At 62.5% G+C, this 14,868-nt stretch carries 16 protein-coding genes and 1 riboswitch; of the genes, 14 read left to right on the forward strand and 2 right to left on the reverse strand.

Annotated elements, in window-relative coordinates; all coding sequences use genetic code 11:
• Window positions 1-67 precede the first annotated feature (67 nt).
• From WC509_05880 to WC509_05890, 3 genes are all read left to right on the forward strand, one after another.
• Window positions 68-814 (forward strand): hypothetical protein, encoded by a 747-nt coding sequence (locus tag WC509_05880; GenBank protein MFA5006974.1) that lies wholly within the window; start codon window positions 68-70, stop codon window positions 812-814.
• Window positions 801-1,448, forward strand: a complete 648-nt coding sequence (locus tag WC509_05885; protein MFA5006975.1) for a cyclase family protein — start codon at window positions 801-803, stop codon at window positions 1,446-1,448. The genes WC509_05880 and WC509_05885 overlap by 14 nt, the downstream gene beginning before the upstream one ends.
• Window positions 1,449-1,496: 48 nt before the next feature.
• Window positions 1,497-1,609: riboswitch (FMN riboswitch) on the forward strand.
• Between the two features lie 64 nt (window positions 1,610-1,673).
• Entirely contained in the window at window positions 1,674-2,321 is a 648-nt protein-coding gene (locus WC509_05890) for an ECF transporter S component (GenBank protein MFA5006976.1), read from the forward strand.
• 58 nt (window positions 2,322-2,379) lie between these two features.
• Here the strand turns inward: WC509_05890 and WC509_05895 are convergent, their stop codons facing one another.
• A complete protein-coding gene (locus WC509_05895) occupies window positions 2,380-3,165 on the reverse strand; it encodes a hypothetical protein (protein ID MFA5006977.1) in 786 nt (261 codons plus the stop codon).
• A gap of 145 nt (window positions 3,166-3,310) precedes the next feature.
• Here WC509_05895 and WC509_05900 point away from each other — a divergent pair, with 145 nt between their 5' ends.
• The 9 genes from WC509_05900 to WC509_05940 all read left to right on the forward strand — a co-directional run bounded on the left by WC509_05900 (window position 3,311) and on the right by WC509_05940 (window position 10,233).
• Window positions 3,311-4,030 carry a glycerophosphodiester phosphodiesterase family protein gene (locus tag WC509_05900; protein ID MFA5006978.1) on the forward strand — a complete coding sequence of 240 codons (720 nt, stop codon included), beginning with the start codon at window positions 3,311-3,313 and terminating at the stop codon, window positions 4,028-4,030.
• A 3-nt stretch (window positions 4,031-4,033) separates the two neighbouring features.
• On the forward strand, window positions 4,034-4,927 hold the full coding sequence (locus WC509_05905; protein ID MFA5006979.1) for a PfkB family carbohydrate kinase: 894 nt from the start codon (window positions 4,034-4,036) through the stop codon (window positions 4,925-4,927).
• Window positions 4,928-4,938: 11 nt separating this feature from the next.
• The gene (locus WC509_05910) at window positions 4,939-5,481 is read left to right on the forward strand and encodes a nitroreductase family protein (GenBank protein ID MFA5006980.1); all 543 of its coding nucleotides are present in this window, start codon (window positions 4,939-4,941) and stop codon (window positions 5,479-5,481) included.
• A 72-nt stretch (window positions 5,482-5,553) separates the two neighbouring features.
• Entirely contained in the window at window positions 5,554-7,257 is a 1,704-nt protein-coding gene (locus WC509_05915) for a phospho-sugar mutase (protein MFA5006981.1), read from the forward strand.
• Window positions 7,258-7,336: 79 nt separating this feature from the next.
• On the forward strand, window positions 7,337-7,516 hold the full coding sequence (locus tag WC509_05920) for a hypothetical protein (protein ID MFA5006982.1): 180 nt from the start codon (window positions 7,337-7,339) through the stop codon (window positions 7,514-7,516).
• A 4-nt stretch (window positions 7,517-7,520) separates the two neighbouring features.
• Window positions 7,521-8,186, forward strand: coding sequence for a uracil-DNA glycosylase (ung, locus tag WC509_05925; protein MFA5006983.1), 666 nt, complete (start codon window positions 7,521-7,523; stop codon window positions 8,184-8,186).
• A 9-nt stretch (window positions 8,187-8,195) separates the two neighbouring features.
• Entirely contained in the window at window positions 8,196-8,948 is a 753-nt protein-coding gene (locus WC509_05930) for a folate family ECF transporter S component (GenBank protein MFA5006984.1), read from the forward strand.
• A gap of 148 nt (window positions 8,949-9,096) precedes the next feature.
• Complete coding sequence (locus tag WC509_05935; GenBank protein ID MFA5006985.1) at window positions 9,097-9,561, forward strand: hypothetical protein; 465 nt, start codon at window positions 9,097-9,099, stop codon at window positions 9,559-9,561.
• A 153-nt stretch (window positions 9,562-9,714) separates the two neighbouring features.
• A complete protein-coding gene (locus WC509_05940) occupies window positions 9,715-10,233 on the forward strand; it encodes a hypothetical protein (GenBank protein ID MFA5006986.1) in 519 nt (172 codons plus the stop codon).
• 49 nt (window positions 10,234-10,282) lie between these two features.
• Here the strand turns inward: WC509_05940 and WC509_05945 are convergent, their stop codons facing one another.
• On the reverse strand, window positions 10,283-12,361 hold the full coding sequence (locus WC509_05945) for a hypothetical protein (protein ID MFA5006987.1): 2,079 nt from the start codon (window positions 12,359-12,361) through the stop codon (window positions 10,283-10,285).
• A 141-nt stretch (window positions 12,362-12,502) separates the two neighbouring features.
• Here WC509_05945 and gpmI point away from each other — a divergent pair, with 141 nt between their 5' ends.
• The gene (gene gpmI, locus WC509_05950; GenBank protein ID MFA5006988.1) at window positions 12,503-14,017 is read left to right on the forward strand and encodes a 2,3-bisphosphoglycerate-independent phosphoglycerate mutase; all 1,515 of its coding nucleotides are present in this window, start codon (window positions 12,503-12,505) and stop codon (window positions 14,015-14,017) included.
• A 50-nt stretch (window positions 14,018-14,067) separates the two neighbouring features.
• Window positions 14,068-14,868, forward strand: an 801-nt coding sequence (locus tag WC509_05955; GenBank protein ID MFA5006989.1) for a phosphopyruvate hydratase, incomplete at its 3' end; no start/stop codon positions are given.

Genomic DNA, 14,868 nt, shown 5'->3' on the forward strand with positions numbered 1-14,868 from the left:
CTTTTTCATCGTTTTCGGATACGGGCGGACGGTTCTTTGATATAATCTTCATCGAGGTGACTGACCCATGAAAAAAACGCTCCTGCTCCTCCTTGCCTTCCTCTTCGCCGGCAGCCTGACGGCCTGCGAACGGACGCTTCCAGACTATACCGCCGACGAGGCCTTCGACCTCATGAACGAGGCGATCTCCCGCTGGCTTTCGGCCGAATCCTTCACGCTCGACTATGCGTCGACCTACGTCGCCGGGTCCGTCGAGACGACGGAGTCGATGACGGTCCGGCTGAAGCACGGCGGCGCCGACGATCTGATCGCCTACGTCGCCACGACGATCGAGGAGCCCGACCGCTGGCAGAATTCCGAGACCCAGTACGAAGACGGACGCGTCTACGTCGCCCGCAACGAGAACGGAACCGTCACGCGCACGTGGTCGACGACCCCGCGCGCCGAGTTCGAGTCTCTCTACCGCTCGTTCCTCAAGGACGAGATCAACGAGGCCGACACGCGCGCCGATTCGTTCGTCGTCGACGCCGACCAGTGTACGGTGCAGTTCGAGTTCGACGCCACCATGATCGAATCGACCTTCCACGTCCCCGCCGACATCGATTCGGTCCGTTTCGCGACCGTCGCCGTGACCTTCACGCACGACGCCGACCTGCTTGCGCTCGAGGTTTCTTACGGGACGACGGCGGACGACGTCGACGGCACCGTGAGCTATACCGTCGCCTTCGACAAGATCGACCGCTACCTCGTCATCGCCCGCCTCTCCGCTTCCGAGAAGGCCGCCTACACGGAGTCCGCCGATGCGGCAGAATGAGCAACTCGTCGATCTGACCCGGCCGCTCTCCGAGCAAACTCCCGTCTATCCGGGCGACCCGTCCTTCCGGGTCGCCGTCGCCCACGAGGCGGGGGACGTCGGCTTCCGGCTCGCGCAGGTGACGACCGGACTCCACGTGGGAACCCACCTGGATGCGCCGCGGCACTTTTTCGCCGCGGGGTCGGGCGTCGACGGAATCGCCATCGCGAAGACCGTCGGCCGCGCGAATCTGATCCGCGTGACCCCGCACGACGGGATCGTCCGGACCGCGGACCTCGCCGCGGCCTGGGAACGGCTGTGCGAACGGACGCCGCGCCTGCTGGTCTCGACCGGCTGGGAACGCCGGTTCGGCGAAACCGACTTCTTCACCGGACACCCCGGCTTCGAACCGTCGCTCTTCGCGTTTCTGAAGGAGCGGGACATCGTCCTCCTCGGCGTCGACATGCCTTCCGTCAAATATGGGAAAAGCGACAACGCCGCCTGTCATTCTGACCTGCTCGGCGCCGGCATCGTCGTCGTCGAGACCCTTTGCGCCCTCGAAGGACTGCCGCCGGCGTTCTTCCTCTCGTGCGCACCGCTGCCGCTCGTCGGCCTCGACGGGTCGCCCGTGCGCGCCTACGCGATCGTCGCCTGAGGCTTGCATCCATCTCCGTTCTGCGGTATAATGGAAATACAATCGAACATACGACTTCGGGGCGGGGTGCGATTCCCCACCGGCGGTAGAGTCCGCAAGCGCAAGCACGATCGGGTGGAATTCCCGAACCGACAGTACAGTCTGGATGGAAGAAGTCGGCGCAACGCTTCCTTTGCGCACGAAATCGCCCCCTTGCACGGGGCGATTTTCTTTGGGAGGATTCCGATGGAAAACAATCAAGTCAACTGCGTCAAGAGACGGACGACGCCGGTCCGCTGGCTCGCGCTCGTCGCGATCCTCGGCACGATGTCCGCGGTGATCATGCTCGCTGAATTCGCGATCCCGTTCCTCGGGCCGTCGTTCCTCAAGCTCGACCTGTCGGAGGTGCCGGTGATGATCGGCGCGTTCGCACTCGGTCCGATCGCCGGGATCGCGATCGAAGGGATCAAGATCACCGTCAACCTGCTCATCGAGGGAACCCTGACCTGGGGAATCGGCGAACTCGCCAACTTCCTGATCGGGATCGCGTTCGTGCTGCCCGCTTCGCTCGTCTACCGGTTCCACCGGACCCGCGGCGCGGCCCTGATCGGGCTTGCGGCGGGGACCTTCGTGATGACCGCCGCCGGCGCCCTGCTCAACTGGTACGTGCTGCTTCCGTGGTACGCCGGACTGATGGGCCTCTCGCTCGATGACCTGATCCTGCAGTTCTCGATCGCGATCCCCTACATCACCGACGTCCGCACCGGCATCCTCTTCGGAATCGTCCCCTTCAACGTCTTCAAGGGGCTCGTGATCTCGGCGATCGTCATCGTCATCTACAAGCGCGTCTCGCCGCTGATCAAGGGCAGAGACGTGTGCGAAGATTCCGACTGAATCCATCTTGAAAAACGAGGTTTCCCATGCAGGGAAACCTCGTTTCTTTCGTTTGGGATCAGAGCATCGAGGCGATCGTCGGATCCTCGATCACGGCCCGCAGTTCGGGACGGATCGGCATCCGGAGGGAGGCGCCCACGTCCGCGTAGACGAAGCGCTTCAGGGATGTCATGCTGTAGCTCGAAGACGAACCCTGACCGACGGAATAGGTCGCGCGGAGCGGACGTCCGGATTCGTCGAGTCGGATCGACCAGGTGAGGATCCGTCGCGACGCGAAGGAGACCCCCGTCGGTCCGACGGTCCGTTTCAGGATGATCCGACCGGGTTTCTCCCTGACCTTCCAGGTTTCGTCCTCCTGTTCCCGGAACGCCCAGAAGAAGACCGGATCGAACGGTGTCGGCGCGATCCTGCTTTGGGTCGTCGAAGCGACCCGACCGCTTCTCCGGTCGTACTCATGGGTCGATCCGGGGAGGGTGAGGATCTCCTTATGGCGTGTGACCACCAAGATCGCATATCGCCCGTCGGCGTCGATCGAGAGCCAGTGTCGGCGCTTTTCGCTCCGAACCAGAATGGCGATGCCGACCGTGAGGAAGATCGCGGAAAACAGGACGAAGAAGCGGATGAGAGACCAGAAGCCCGCTTCGTAGAGCGGATCTCCGGGGGTGCGGAGGACGCCGTTGAACTCGATCGGAGAACCGGACAGGTAGAGCGACATGAAGATGCCTGCGTTCAACAGGATGACGAAGAGCGGGATCGGGAGGAAGAACGCGGGGAGAAGCGACTTCTCGACCGCGCTGGCGGTCTTGTAGCGGGAAAAGCTCATCTGGAGCTGGCCGATGGTCATGCGGATCACCTCTTGTCGAATCCCATTATACCATGGTCGGGGGCGCATGCGGACGCGCTCGCGAGAAATTCGCGTACTTGTTGTGTCAAAAGACGCCCGAAGTTGGTATAATGATAGAGAAGGAACAAGAAGCGAGCGTGACAGCATGAACACCGTGAAAATCGACAAGTACTTCAAGGGCATGGTCGCTCACCGCGGCCTTTCCGGGATCGAAACGGAAAACACCGTGAACGCCTTCATCGCCGCGGCGAACCGAAGCTATTTCGGCATCGAATGCGACGTCCATGCGACCCGCGACGGCAAGATCGTCGTGTCGCACGACGACACCCTCCTTCGCCTCGGTCTCCTGAACCTGTACATTCCCTCCTTCCGCTACGACGAACTCCGCAAGTTCGCGCTGATCGACCGCAAGACCGGCAACCTCTCCGAGAGCGTCACGATCCCGACGCTCGAGGAATACCTCGTCATCTGCAAGACCTACAAGAAGGCTTGCTTCATCGAACTCAAGAGCGGCCTTTCGAATGAGAACGTCGACGTCGTGATCGGCGAGATCCGACGCCACAAGATGGAGGAGAAGACGACCATCATCTCCTTCGACGAGCGCTATCTCGCCTACGTCAAGAAGACCTACCCGGGATTCGAGATGATGTATCTGATGAGCGAAGTCACCGAAAAGGGCATCGATTTCTGCGAAAAGCACCAGATCGGCATGGACGTCCATTGGGAGAAGGTTGGCGAAGACCTCCTCAAGCGGGCGCATCTGATCGGCCTCAAGGTCGCCGTCTGGACCGTCGACGACAAGGCCGCCGCCGAGCGTCTGATCAAGATGGGCGTCGATTACATCACGTCCAACATCCTGGAGTAGACCATGGACCGGATCCTCGTGATCGGCGCGGCCGTCGTCGACATCTCCGGCGTCGGCACGCGGGCGATCCTTCCCGCCGACTCCAATCCCGGCGAAGTCGGCCTCTCGGTCGGCGGCGTCGGCAAGAACATCGCCGAGAACCTGACGCGGCTTTCCCTCGACGTCGCCCTCCTCACCTTCTTCGGCGACGATGTCTTCGCCGGTTTCGTGCGCGAGCACCTGACGCGCGCCGGGGTCGCCTTCGCCCTTTCCCCAGTCCGCCCCGGACCTTCCGGCAAATACCTTTCGATCCACGAACCCGACGGCGTTCTGACCACGGCGGTGAGCGATTTCCGCGTCATGGATTCGCTCACTCCCGAAGATTTCGTTCCCTTCGACGGCGACATCGACGGCTTCGACATCCTCGTCCTCGACGCCAACCTGCCCGCCGCCGTGCTCGACAGGCTCACCGCCCGCTATGCGGACAAGAAGATCGTGGTCGACGGCGTCAGCCGCGCCAAGGTCGGCAGGATCCGTCCGTTCCTCGATCGCGTATGGCTCCTCAAGGTCAACCGCGGCGAGCTCTCCGAACTGCTCGGACGGCCTGCGGACGACATCATCTACGGCGTCAAGGACCTGCTCGCGACGGGCGTGAAGACGGTCGTCGTGACCAACGGTCCCGAACCGATCACCTACAACATCGAACGGCGCATCTACCAGACCGCCATCTTCGAGACGAAGAACCCGGTCTCCTCGAACGGCTGCGGCGATGCCCTCGTCGCCGGCACCGTCTACGGCCTCGCCAAGGGGCTATCGATGCACGAATCGATCAACTGCGGCAAGAAGGCCGCCAGCTTCACGATGGAAGTCGCGGAGCCCTGTCATCCCCTGCTCGCTCCGAAGATTCTGGAAGACTAGGAGGTATCACGATGAAGAACCCGATGATCGATCTGATCCTGTCACGCCGGAGCGTCCGGCAGTACAGCGAGGAACCCGTCCGCGAAGAAGACCTCAAGCTGATCGTCGAATGCGGCATCCATGCGCCGAGTTCGCGGAACAAGCAGTCGTGGCACTTCACCGTCATCACCGACAGGAAGACGATCGAGACGCTGAACGACATGACCCTCGCCGGCATGGACCGCCTCGGCATCAGGAAGGAACCGGGATATCACGTCTTCTATCACGCCCCCGTCGTCATCTTCCTCTCCTCGGCGATCGAGGGCTTCAGCGAGATCAACTGCGGCGCCGCCCTCGAAAACCTGGCGCTCTCGGCGAAATCGCTCGGACTCGGCTCGGTCATCGTCGGCCAGACCCGCTACCTCTACCACCAGTCGAACGTCGTCGACGTCAACCGCCTCCTGAAGATTCCCGAGGGGTACGAACACGACTGCGCGATCGCGATCGGCCACCCGACGGGTCCCGATCCCGATCCGAAGACGATCAAGGACGGCGTCGTTGATTACATCCGTTGAACCTCCCATCCTTTTGACGTGTTCAAAAGGATTTTTTCTGGAAACGAACCGACGATGAAAGGAGCCCCGACCATGTGGCGACAGACCTATCAGACCTGGATGAACCGGACCGACCTCGATCCGATCGTCCGGAAAGATCTCGAGGACCGTTCCGAGACCGAACTCGAAGACATGTTCTATACCTCCCTGTCCTTCGGCACCGGCGGTCTCCGCGGCATCGTCGGCGCCGGGACGAACCGGATGAACGTCTACACTGTCCGCAAGGCGAACGAAGGCCTTGCCCGCTATCTCGCGGACCGCTACGTCCCCTCCGCGCTCTCCCGCGGCGTCGTGATCGCCCACGACAACCGCAACATGTCGCGCGAATTCGCCCTCGAGTCCGCCCGCGTCCTCGGCGCCCACGGCATCAAGAGCTATCTCTTCGACGCGCTCCGGCCGACACCGGAACTGTCCTTCGCCGTCCGCCATCTGTCCGCCCTCGCCGGCATCGTGATCACCGCCAGCCACAATCCGCCGAAGTACAACGGCTACAAGATCTACGACGAGTACGGCTGCCAGTACACCCCGGCCTACGCCGACGCGATCGCCGCCTTCGTCGACGCCGTCGACGATCCGTTCTCGATCGCCGTCGCGGATCCGGCCGCGATGAAGCGACGGGGCCTGTTCGAGACGATCGGCGGGGACGTCGATCGTGCCTATCTCGAACGCGTCAAGACCGTACAGCTCCGACCGGACGCGAAGAAGGACCTGAAGATCGTCTTCACGCCGCTCCACGGCACCGCCGCCGAACTCGCCGTGCGGCTTCTTTCGGAATGCGGCTACGCCTACGACACGGTCGCCGAGCAGATGGTCCACGACCCGTTCTTCGGCACCGTCAAGTCGCCCAATCCGGAGAATCCGGAGGCGTTCGCGCTTGCGATCGACAAGGGGCGCGCCGTCGCGGCGGACATCCTCGTCGCAACCGACCCGGACGCCGACCGCCTCGGCGTCGCGGTCCGCGAAGGCGACGGCTATCGGCTGCTCACCGGCAACCAGACCGGAGCGGTCCTGATCGACTATCTCCTCGCCGGTCTCAAGGAGCACGGCGGACTGCCCGCGAAGGGCGTCGTCTTCAACACGATCGTCACCTCCGACCTCGGCGCCAAGGTCGCGCGAGCCTACGGACTCGAGGTCGTCTCGACCCTCACCGGCTTCAAGTTCATCGGCGAACAGGCGCGTTTCCTCGAAGGCACCGACCGTTCGTTCGTGTTCGGATACGAGGAGTCCTACGGCTACGTCGTGAAGGACTTCGTGCGCGACAAGGATTCGCTCCAGGCGCTGCTCCTCGCCGCCGAGGCGGCGAACTTCTGGCGCGCCCGGGGAAAGACCCTGGCCGACCGCCTGAACGACCTGTACGCGATCTACGGCACCCATCTCGAGACGCTCCACAACGTCGACCTGTTCGGCGTCGAAGGCGCGAAGCGGATCGACCGCATCGTCGCCTCGTTCCGCGCCGCGCCGCCGTCATCCGTCGCCGGCCTCCGGGTTCTGGCGCGCGAAGACTACGAAGCCTCCGTCCGCGTCGAAGGACTGGTCCGGACGCCGCTTTCGCTCCCGAAGTCGAACGTCATGAAGTTCATCCTCGACGAGGACGCGTGGTTCGTCCTTCGCCCCTCCGGGACGGAACCCAAGCTCAAGATCTACGTCGGCGTCGTCGATTCCGATCCCGCGCTCGCGAAGTCGCGCCTCGACGCCCTCTCGGCGGAACTGCTCGCGCGGGTCCGGACGATCGAGTAGGAAAGGGTTCGCCGCGCGCGAACCTTTTTTCTTCCCGCGGGTTCTGTGTTATAATACGCTTGCGAACGGTGGTGATCCCATGCCCTACATCATCGGCGGCATCGTCCTGGTTGTCCTGATCGCCGTGTACGTGCTCGCCTACAAGTGGAACGAGAAGACCAAGGCGCCGGAGGGATGCGAGTTCCCCGACGGCTTTTCGGGCTGCGGCGGCTGCACGTCGGCTTCCTGCGCCTCGCGGATCGATCCGACGAGGAAGTGAGAAGATGCTCGACAACGACTGGGGCCGACTCCTCGAAGCGGAGTTCGCCAAGCCCTATTTCCGCGAACTGACCGAACGCGTCAAGGAGGAATATCGGAACGGCCCGTGCTACCCGCCGATCGACCGCGTCTTCCAGGCGTTCCGGCTCACGCCCTACGCGACCGTGAAGTGCGTGATCCTCGGCCAGGACCCCTACCACAATCCGGGCGAGGCGATGGGCCTCTGCTTCTCCGTCCCGGCGGGCATTCCCGTCCCGCCGTCGCTTCAGAACGTCTTCAAGGAACTCCGCGACGACCTCGGCGTCGCGATCCCCGCCGCCGGCGACCTCACCCGCTGGGCCGAGCGCGGCGTCCTTCTCCTCAACACCGTGATGACGGTCGCGAAGAACCGGCCGCTGTCGCACAAGGGATTCGGGTGGGAGACGTTCACCGACCGCGTGATCGCGCTCCTAAACAGTCATCCCGAACCGCTCGCCTTCCTTCTCTGGGGCGCCAACGCCCGCTCGAAGAAGTCCCTGATCACGGATCCGCGCCATCTCGTCCTGGAGAGCCCGCATCCGTCCCCCCTCTCCGCGAACTACGGGTTCTTCGGATCCCGCCCGTTCTCGAAGGTCAACCGCTTCCTGGAATCGACGGGACGCGGTCCGGTCGATTTCGATCCCGGCCGGTGAAGGAGCCCCATGCGAAACAAGCGTCTGCAGAAACCGATCTTCACCGGCATGCTCGTGGCGATCGGCGTCGTCCTGTCCGAATTCCTCGCGATCTCGCTCCCGCCGACGGAGAACCCGGTCATCCGCTTCTCGATCGGATATCTGCCGATCATCCTCGCCGGCGTCTTCTACGGTCCCGTCTACGGCGGCGTCGCCGGCATCGTCCAGGACCTCGTCGGCTTCTTCCTGTTCGGGATCGCCCACGGGTACGCCTTCCATCCCGGTTACACCTTGAACGCCGCGCTCTACGGCGTCCTTCCGGCGATCCTGATCCGCACCGCGATCCAGGGTGAACGTCGGCTGTTCCATGTCCTCAACTACGTCGCCGCGGCGGTGCTCCTCGGTCTTTCGACCTGGTACTTCTTCGACATCGAGGCGGTCTACAGCCGCACCCTCGACAATTCGTCGAAGCTGCTGCTCTCGGGATTCGCGCTCTTCGCGGCCCTCGGGATCGCCGCCCTCAACTTCCTGATGCGGAAGGCGGACGGCCGCTTCCAGCCGTCGAAGCTGATCTTCGCGGTGGTCGCGATGTACGCGCTCACCTCGCTCTTTCTGACGCCGCTCTGGCTCTGGACGGTGAATCCGGGGTACTCGATCTGGCTCAACCTGCCGCTAAGGCTCCTGAAGATGCCGATCGAGGCGACGTTCTACGTCCTCATCCTCTTGCCCGCCCTGAACGTCTTCGACAAGCTCGACCGTCCCTCCGATACGTCCATCGAATGAACACGGCTTCGGCCGTGTTTTTTCTTGTCGGCGATTGACATTTGGCGAAGATGTGATATCGTATAGACGTGAATCCAATCCATTCATCATAGGCCGGATGACCCGTTCGTCAGGGACTGCCGGTACATCGGATAGGGGAGTGCTCGACATGGAAGATAGGAAGCCGATCGCCGAGAAATACGGCGAGGCGACGTTGATCTACGGCGTGACTGCATTCCTGATGCTGCTGTGTGCCGTCTTCATGGTCGTCGAGATCGTCTCGAAGGGCGGCATCTACGGAATCCTCGTCATCGGTGTCCTGTTCTTCCTCGCCGTCGGCGGTTTCTTCGCATATCTGGCGGTGAAGGTGGCCCTCATGCCGGAGGTTCTGATCGTGGAGGCCGAGGGCGGGATCTGGATCATGTCCCGACGTCCGCCGCTTTTCATCCCGGCCGCAGAAATCCGCGGCGTCCTCGTCGTCCGCGAAAGGATGCTGACGCTCACCCGCACCGCCGCGCCAATCGCGATCCGGACGACCGAAGGCGAGATTTCGATCCATGCCGTCGCCGAGGTCGATGCCGTCCACGACCGCATCGTCGCGATCATGAGCGAGGCGGCGAAGAAATCCGTCTGACGGACGAAACATGTCGCGACGGAGCGACATGGCGGGGCGAGCCGCATTCGACCGAACGATTCGGAGGAATGCCGCCGTACGGGTGTTCCCCGACGGATCCGCGGATTGCTTTGATCATCGGGTGTCGCATGTGCTGAAAGGGTGTGGGGAATCATGATCAAGGATTGGTACGTCGTCGGTAAAAGAGCGATTCTGATTCCCGTCTTCGTAATCCTGACCGCCTTCGTCGCGATTCTCTATCTTCCCGCGTTCGCACATGCGGGCACCTTCGACTTCAGAAGCGCCCTCTCGGTTCCCTTGTCGATCCTCTGGTGCGGCATCCTCCAGTGCATCCTGTCGTTCTTCCGTTCGGAATCCACGACGGCCGGGAGGGTCGTCGACGCGGCGGTCGTCGTCCTCGTCCTCGCGATGTGCGCGCTCGTCGTCGACCGCATGCTGATCCCTCCGGATTCGCTGCACGTCGTCTACGGCTTCCCGCATGGGGGCGTCGCGTATCCGTTCTACGAATATCCCGCGGACGGTACCGGCTTCACGGAGTATTATTCGAGCGACATCGACCGCATCCGCGCCCTGACGGACGGACTCAGGGGCGTCGCGTTCTACGCCGCCTTCGTGCTGGGCAACGCCGCGGCGTTCGCCATGAAACCAAAGCGCATCCACCCGAAAGCATGAAAAAACACGATTCCGCGCGGAATCGTGTTTTTGTTCGCTTCATGAACAATCAGAGTTCGATGACCTTGACCTCGCCGGGGCCCATGTGGACCCAGACGTTGCCCTCGGGGGTGAACTGACTGAACTCCCGCGGCATCTCGTAGGTGGCGTAGACGAGTTTCCCCTCGCGGGCGAAGCAGCCGGACTTTTCCCTCAGGGTCTGGAGCTGGGCGACGACCTTGACGTCGTTTCCATAATCGGCGTTGGCGAGGACGACGAGGCATTTCTTCGTCTTTTTGTCGAAGTAGGAGACGCCGACGGCCGGGGTCTCGAAGTCGCCGAAGTAGATCGGGACGTAGGAATCGAGGTCGGCGATCTTGTCGAGCCAGCGGGCGCGGATCTCCTTCACGCCGGTGAGGTGGTCGGCGAGCTCCCAGCGGTCGGGAACCATGTAGTGGAAGGCATACTTGTCGAAGAGGGCGAGCTTGCCGTAGAAGAGGTCGTCCTTCGGGAGGTTGTACTTGTCCTTCTCGGTGCAGTCGACGCCGGTGTTCATCGGCTGGACCTCGTAGACCTCCTGGCCGGAGTTGACGAACGGCACGAGGTTCGGGAGAAGCATGTTCAGGACCGTGACCATGCGGGCGAGGCGCTTTCCGCCCTCGCGGCCGGCGATGCGGGCGGTGTCGTGCGTCTCGGCGCAGGCGAACATCGGCAGGGCGATGTCCTTGGCGCCGTAGACGAACTTGTGGAACTTCTTCTCCCAGATGCGCGGTTCCATCCAGAAGCCGTTCCCGATGATGATGTTGTATCCGAGGTCCTTGGCCTTCTGGGCGTTGTCGGTGTTGAGCTCCTCGGCGATGAAGGCGAAGTCGGGGTCGTTCTTCTTGGCTTCGGCGACGATCATGTCGAGCAGTTCGCGCGGCAGGGCGTGGCCCATGTCGATGCGGGCGCCGTCGATCCCGTAGTTCTTCTGATAGAACGGGATGATGCCGGCGAGCGTACGCCACAGTTCGATGTTGGGCAGGTTGCCGGGGAAGAGGTTGGCCTTGATCGTGTCGAAGAGGATGTAGGGCGGGGTGTTCACGTCCTTCAGATACTTCGCCGTCTCCTTCGGATGGTCGAGGAACATGCGGAAGAACGTGACGTCGGTCCACGGCGGCTGGACGTCGTTGATGTGGTCGGAGAAGGCGGGGGCGACCTTGAGGTTGAACTTCTGTTCGACGAGGGTGACGAGGTTCGCCGGGTCGGCCTTCAGGAGTTCCTCCCAGAGGACGGGATCCTGCGCCTTCGGGTCCTTCTGGAACATCGCGATGTGGCGCTGGACGTCGGGAGAGGCGTAGACCTCCGGCATGTACTTCGGATTCGGCGGGATCGTGTTCTCGAGACCGTCGACGTAGGGAACCTTGTATTTCCCGATCTCGGAGGCCTTGATCCAGTAGAACCAGTCGGGATGGCTCCGGATCAGGTCGTTCTCGACGGCGTTGGTGCGCGGGATGATGTCGATCACGACGCGCATGCCGTACATGTGGCAGGCTTCGACGAAGGCGCGGAACTCCTCCTCGACGGTCATCTTCGACCCGGTCATCGGATCCTTGAGGGAGGGGTCGAGGTCGAAGAACGAGGCGACGCCGTAGGGGCTGCCCAGTTCGCCCTTCTTGTCCTTGAGCGAGAAGCGCGAGATCGGCAGCATGTACACCGTGTCGACGCCCATCTTGCGGAGAAACGGCAGGAGCGCGAGCGTCTTCACGAACGTGCCCGTTTCCTTCATCCCGTCGAAGTTTTGGACGTCGAGGGAGTAGGAGCGGTCGTGGTCCCAGGCGGTCGAGGTGCGGATCATCGTCGAATAGAGGACCGCGCGGCGGACCCAGTCGCCGCCGAGATAGCCCTTCTTCGCCTTGAAGCCGCGCGACTTCGAGAGCGAACGGCCATAGTCGGCGTCCGGGACGGCGTCCTTCATGATGCGGTCGCGGATCACCGAAGCGTAGAAGCGGTACGGGTTGACGAGCAGCTCTCCCGAGGGGAGCTTCCTCATTTCGGTTCCGGCATAGTCCCAGGCGTTCCAGACGTCGGGAACGACATAATTGATCCCGCCCTGGGGAATCTTCGATTCCAGCACGGCGAGGAGTTTTGCGAGTTTGCTTGCGGGCATGACGTTCACCTCTCACTCTATTATATCAAAACCGCCCGTTTTGAGTCCGCCATCTTACAATGTGTAAATGCTTACAACCGATCTCATTCGCTTTAAAAAAAACCCAAACCATAGTATAATTTATCAGGTAGGAGTGAAACCATGACAAAACCCGTCGTACTGATCGTGATGGACGGAATCGGAATCGGAAAGGTCTATCCGGGCAACGCCTACGCGCTCGCCAGGAAGCCGAATCTGGACCGTCTCTTCAAGGAATACCCGAATACCGCCATCAACACGTCCGGCGAAGCCGTCGGCCTTCCCGACGGGCAGATGGGCAACAGCGAGGTCGGCCACATGAACATCGGCGCCGGACGCATCGTCTACCAGTCGCTCACGCGCGTCAACGTCGCCATCAAGGACGGGTCCTTCTGCACGAACCCGGCCTTCGTGCAGGCGTTCGACCACGTCAAGAAGAACCATTCCAAGTTGCACGTTTTCGGTCTCCTCTCCGACGGCGGCGTGCATTCCCACATCGAGCACATCAAGGCCCTCTTCCGCATCGCGAAGAAGAACGGCATCGAACAGACCTACATGCACGCGTTCCTCGACGGCCGCGACGTGCCGCCGCAGTCGGCAACGACCTACATCAAGGACCTCGAGGCCGACTTCGCCAAAAACGCCTACGGCAGGATCGCCACGGTCCACGGCCGCTACTACGCGATGGACCGCGACAAGAACTGGGGCCGCATCCAGCTCGCCTACGACGTGATGTCGTTCGCCAAGGGCCCGAAGGCCGCCTCCGCGGTCGCGGGCGTCGAAGCCAGCTACGCCGCGGGTGTGAACGACGAGTTCGTCGTCCCCTTCGTCGTCGACCCGGCCGGTACGATCCAGACCGGCGACGCGATCATCTTCGCCAATTTCCGCCCCGACCGGGCGATCGAGATCGGCACCGCCTATTCGAATCCGACGGCCGCCAAGTGCGACGTCACGGGTGGACCCGAAGACATCTTCTTCGTCTCGATGATGAAGTATTCCGACCTCGTCAAGGGACCGCTCGCCTTCGAACTCCAGAGCCTCGACCGGATGTACGGCGACTACATCGCCGAACTCGGAATGCGCCAGCTTCGGATCGCCGAGACCGAGAAATACGCCCACGTCACCTTCTTCTTCGACGGCGGCGTCGACAAGGAGATTCCGGGCGCGACGCGCGTCCTGATCCCCTCCCCGAAGGTCCCCACCTACGACCTGATGCCCGAAATGTCGGCCCGTCAGATCGCCGACAAGATGGTCGAGGAACTCTCGACCGGCGTCTATGCCACCGCGATCCTCAATTTCGCGAACGGCGACATGGTCGGCCACACCGGCGTCATCCCGGCCGCGATCAAGGCCGTCGAGACCGTCGACGAGTGCGTCGGCAAGGTCGTCGACAAGATCCTCGAGATGGGCGGAATCGCCCTCATCACCGCCGACCACGGCAACTGCGAGAAGATGATCGACGACGACGGCACGATCTTCACCGCCCACACCACCAACCCCGTGCCGCTGATCGTCACGAAGAAGGGCATCGCCCTTCGCGACGGCGGCAACCTCGGCGACATCGCGCCGACGATGCTCGAACTCATGGGCGTGGCCCAGCCGGTCGAGATGACCGGCAGGTCGCTCCTCGTCCGCTGAATCTTCCATCCCGGATTTCCAAAAATCTACATAGATAAAAGGAGAAGAACATGCCCAACATCACCAATGTCCACGCGAGGGAAGTCCTCGACTCGCGCGGCAATCCGACCATCGAAGTCGAAGTCTACACCGAATCGGGAGCCTTCGGGCGCGCGATCGTGCCGAGCGGGGCGTCGACCGGCGAATACGAGGCCATCGAACTCCGCGACGGCGACAAGGGCCGCTATCTCGGCAAGGGCGTCCTCAAGGCCGTCAAGAACGTGAACGAGATCATCGCTCCCGCCGTCGTCGGCTACGACTGCACGATGCAGACGTTCCTCGACAAGCTCATGATCGACCTCGACGGCACCCCGAACAAGGGGAAGCTCGGCGCCAACGCGATCCTCGGCGTCTCGCTCGCCGTCGCCCGCGCCGCGGCCGACTATGTCGGACTGCCGCTCTACAAGTACCTCGGCGGCTTCAACGCCAAGGTCCTCCCGACCCCGATGATGAACATCATCAACGGCGGCTCGCATGCGGACAACTCGATCGACTTCCAGGAATTCATGATCCTGCCGGTCGGTGCGACCTCGTTCCACGAGGCGCTCCGGATGGGCGCCGAAGTCTTCCACAGCCTGAAGAAGGTCCTCCACGCCAAGGGCTTCAACACCGCCGTCGGCGACGAGGGCGGCTTCGCCCCCGACCTGTCCAGTAACGAGGCGGGCATCGAGGCGATCATGGAAGCGATCAAGAAGGCCGGCTACGTGCCCGGCAAGGACGTCTGCATCGGCATGGACGTCGCCGCCTCGGAATTCTACGACGCGGAGAAGAAGCTCTACGTCCTCGAGGGCGAGAAGAAGGAAATGACGAAC

This window comes from Candidatus Izemoplasmatales bacterium, assembly GCA_041649275.1.
Classification (GTDB): domain Bacteria; phylum Bacillota_I; class Bacilli_A; order Izemoplasmatales; family Hujiaoplasmataceae; genus UBA12489.

Excerpts from the sequence above, each read along its gene's own strand:
- WC509_05880 (MFA5006974.1), top strand. The coding sequence starts at position 68 with ATGAAAAAAACGCTCCTGCTCCTCCTTGCCTTCCTCTTCGCCGGCAGC.
- WC509_05885 (MFA5006975.1), top strand. The coding sequence starts at position 801 with ATGCGGCAGAATGAGCAACTCGTCGATCTGACCCGGCCGCTCTCCGAG.
- WC509_05890 (MFA5006976.1), top strand. The coding sequence starts at position 1,674 with ATGGAAAACAATCAAGTCAACTGCGTCAAGAGACGGACGACGCCGGTC.
- WC509_05895 (MFA5006977.1), bottom strand. The coding sequence starts at position 3,165 with ATGACCATCGGCCAGCTCCAGATGAGCTTTTCCCGCTACAAGACCGCC.
- WC509_05900 (MFA5006978.1), top strand. The coding sequence starts at position 3,311 with ATGAACACCGTGAAAATCGACAAGTACTTCAAGGGCATGGTCGCTCAC.
- WC509_05905 (MFA5006979.1), top strand. The coding sequence starts at position 4,034 with ATGGACCGGATCCTCGTGATCGGCGCGGCCGTCGTCGACATCTCCGGC.
- WC509_05910 (MFA5006980.1), top strand. The coding sequence starts at position 4,939 with ATGAAGAACCCGATGATCGATCTGATCCTGTCACGCCGGAGCGTCCGG.
- WC509_05915 (MFA5006981.1), top strand. The coding sequence starts at position 5,554 with ATGTGGCGACAGACCTATCAGACCTGGATGAACCGGACCGACCTCGAT.
- WC509_05920 (MFA5006982.1), top strand. The coding sequence starts at position 7,337 with ATGCCCTACATCATCGGCGGCATCGTCCTGGTTGTCCTGATCGCCGTG.
- ung (MFA5006983.1), top strand. The coding sequence starts at position 7,521 with ATGCTCGACAACGACTGGGGCCGACTCCTCGAAGCGGAGTTCGCCAAG.
- WC509_05930 (MFA5006984.1), top strand. The coding sequence starts at position 8,196 with ATGCGAAACAAGCGTCTGCAGAAACCGATCTTCACCGGCATGCTCGTG.
- WC509_05935 (MFA5006985.1), top strand. The coding sequence starts at position 9,097 with ATGGAAGATAGGAAGCCGATCGCCGAGAAATACGGCGAGGCGACGTTG.
- WC509_05940 (MFA5006986.1), top strand. The coding sequence starts at position 9,715 with ATGATCAAGGATTGGTACGTCGTCGGTAAAAGAGCGATTCTGATTCCC.
- WC509_05945 (MFA5006987.1), bottom strand. The coding sequence starts at position 12,361 with ATGCCCGCAAGCAAACTCGCAAAACTCCTCGCCGTGCTGGAATCGAAG.
- gpmI (MFA5006988.1), top strand. The coding sequence starts at position 12,503 with ATGACAAAACCCGTCGTACTGATCGTGATGGACGGAATCGGAATCGGA.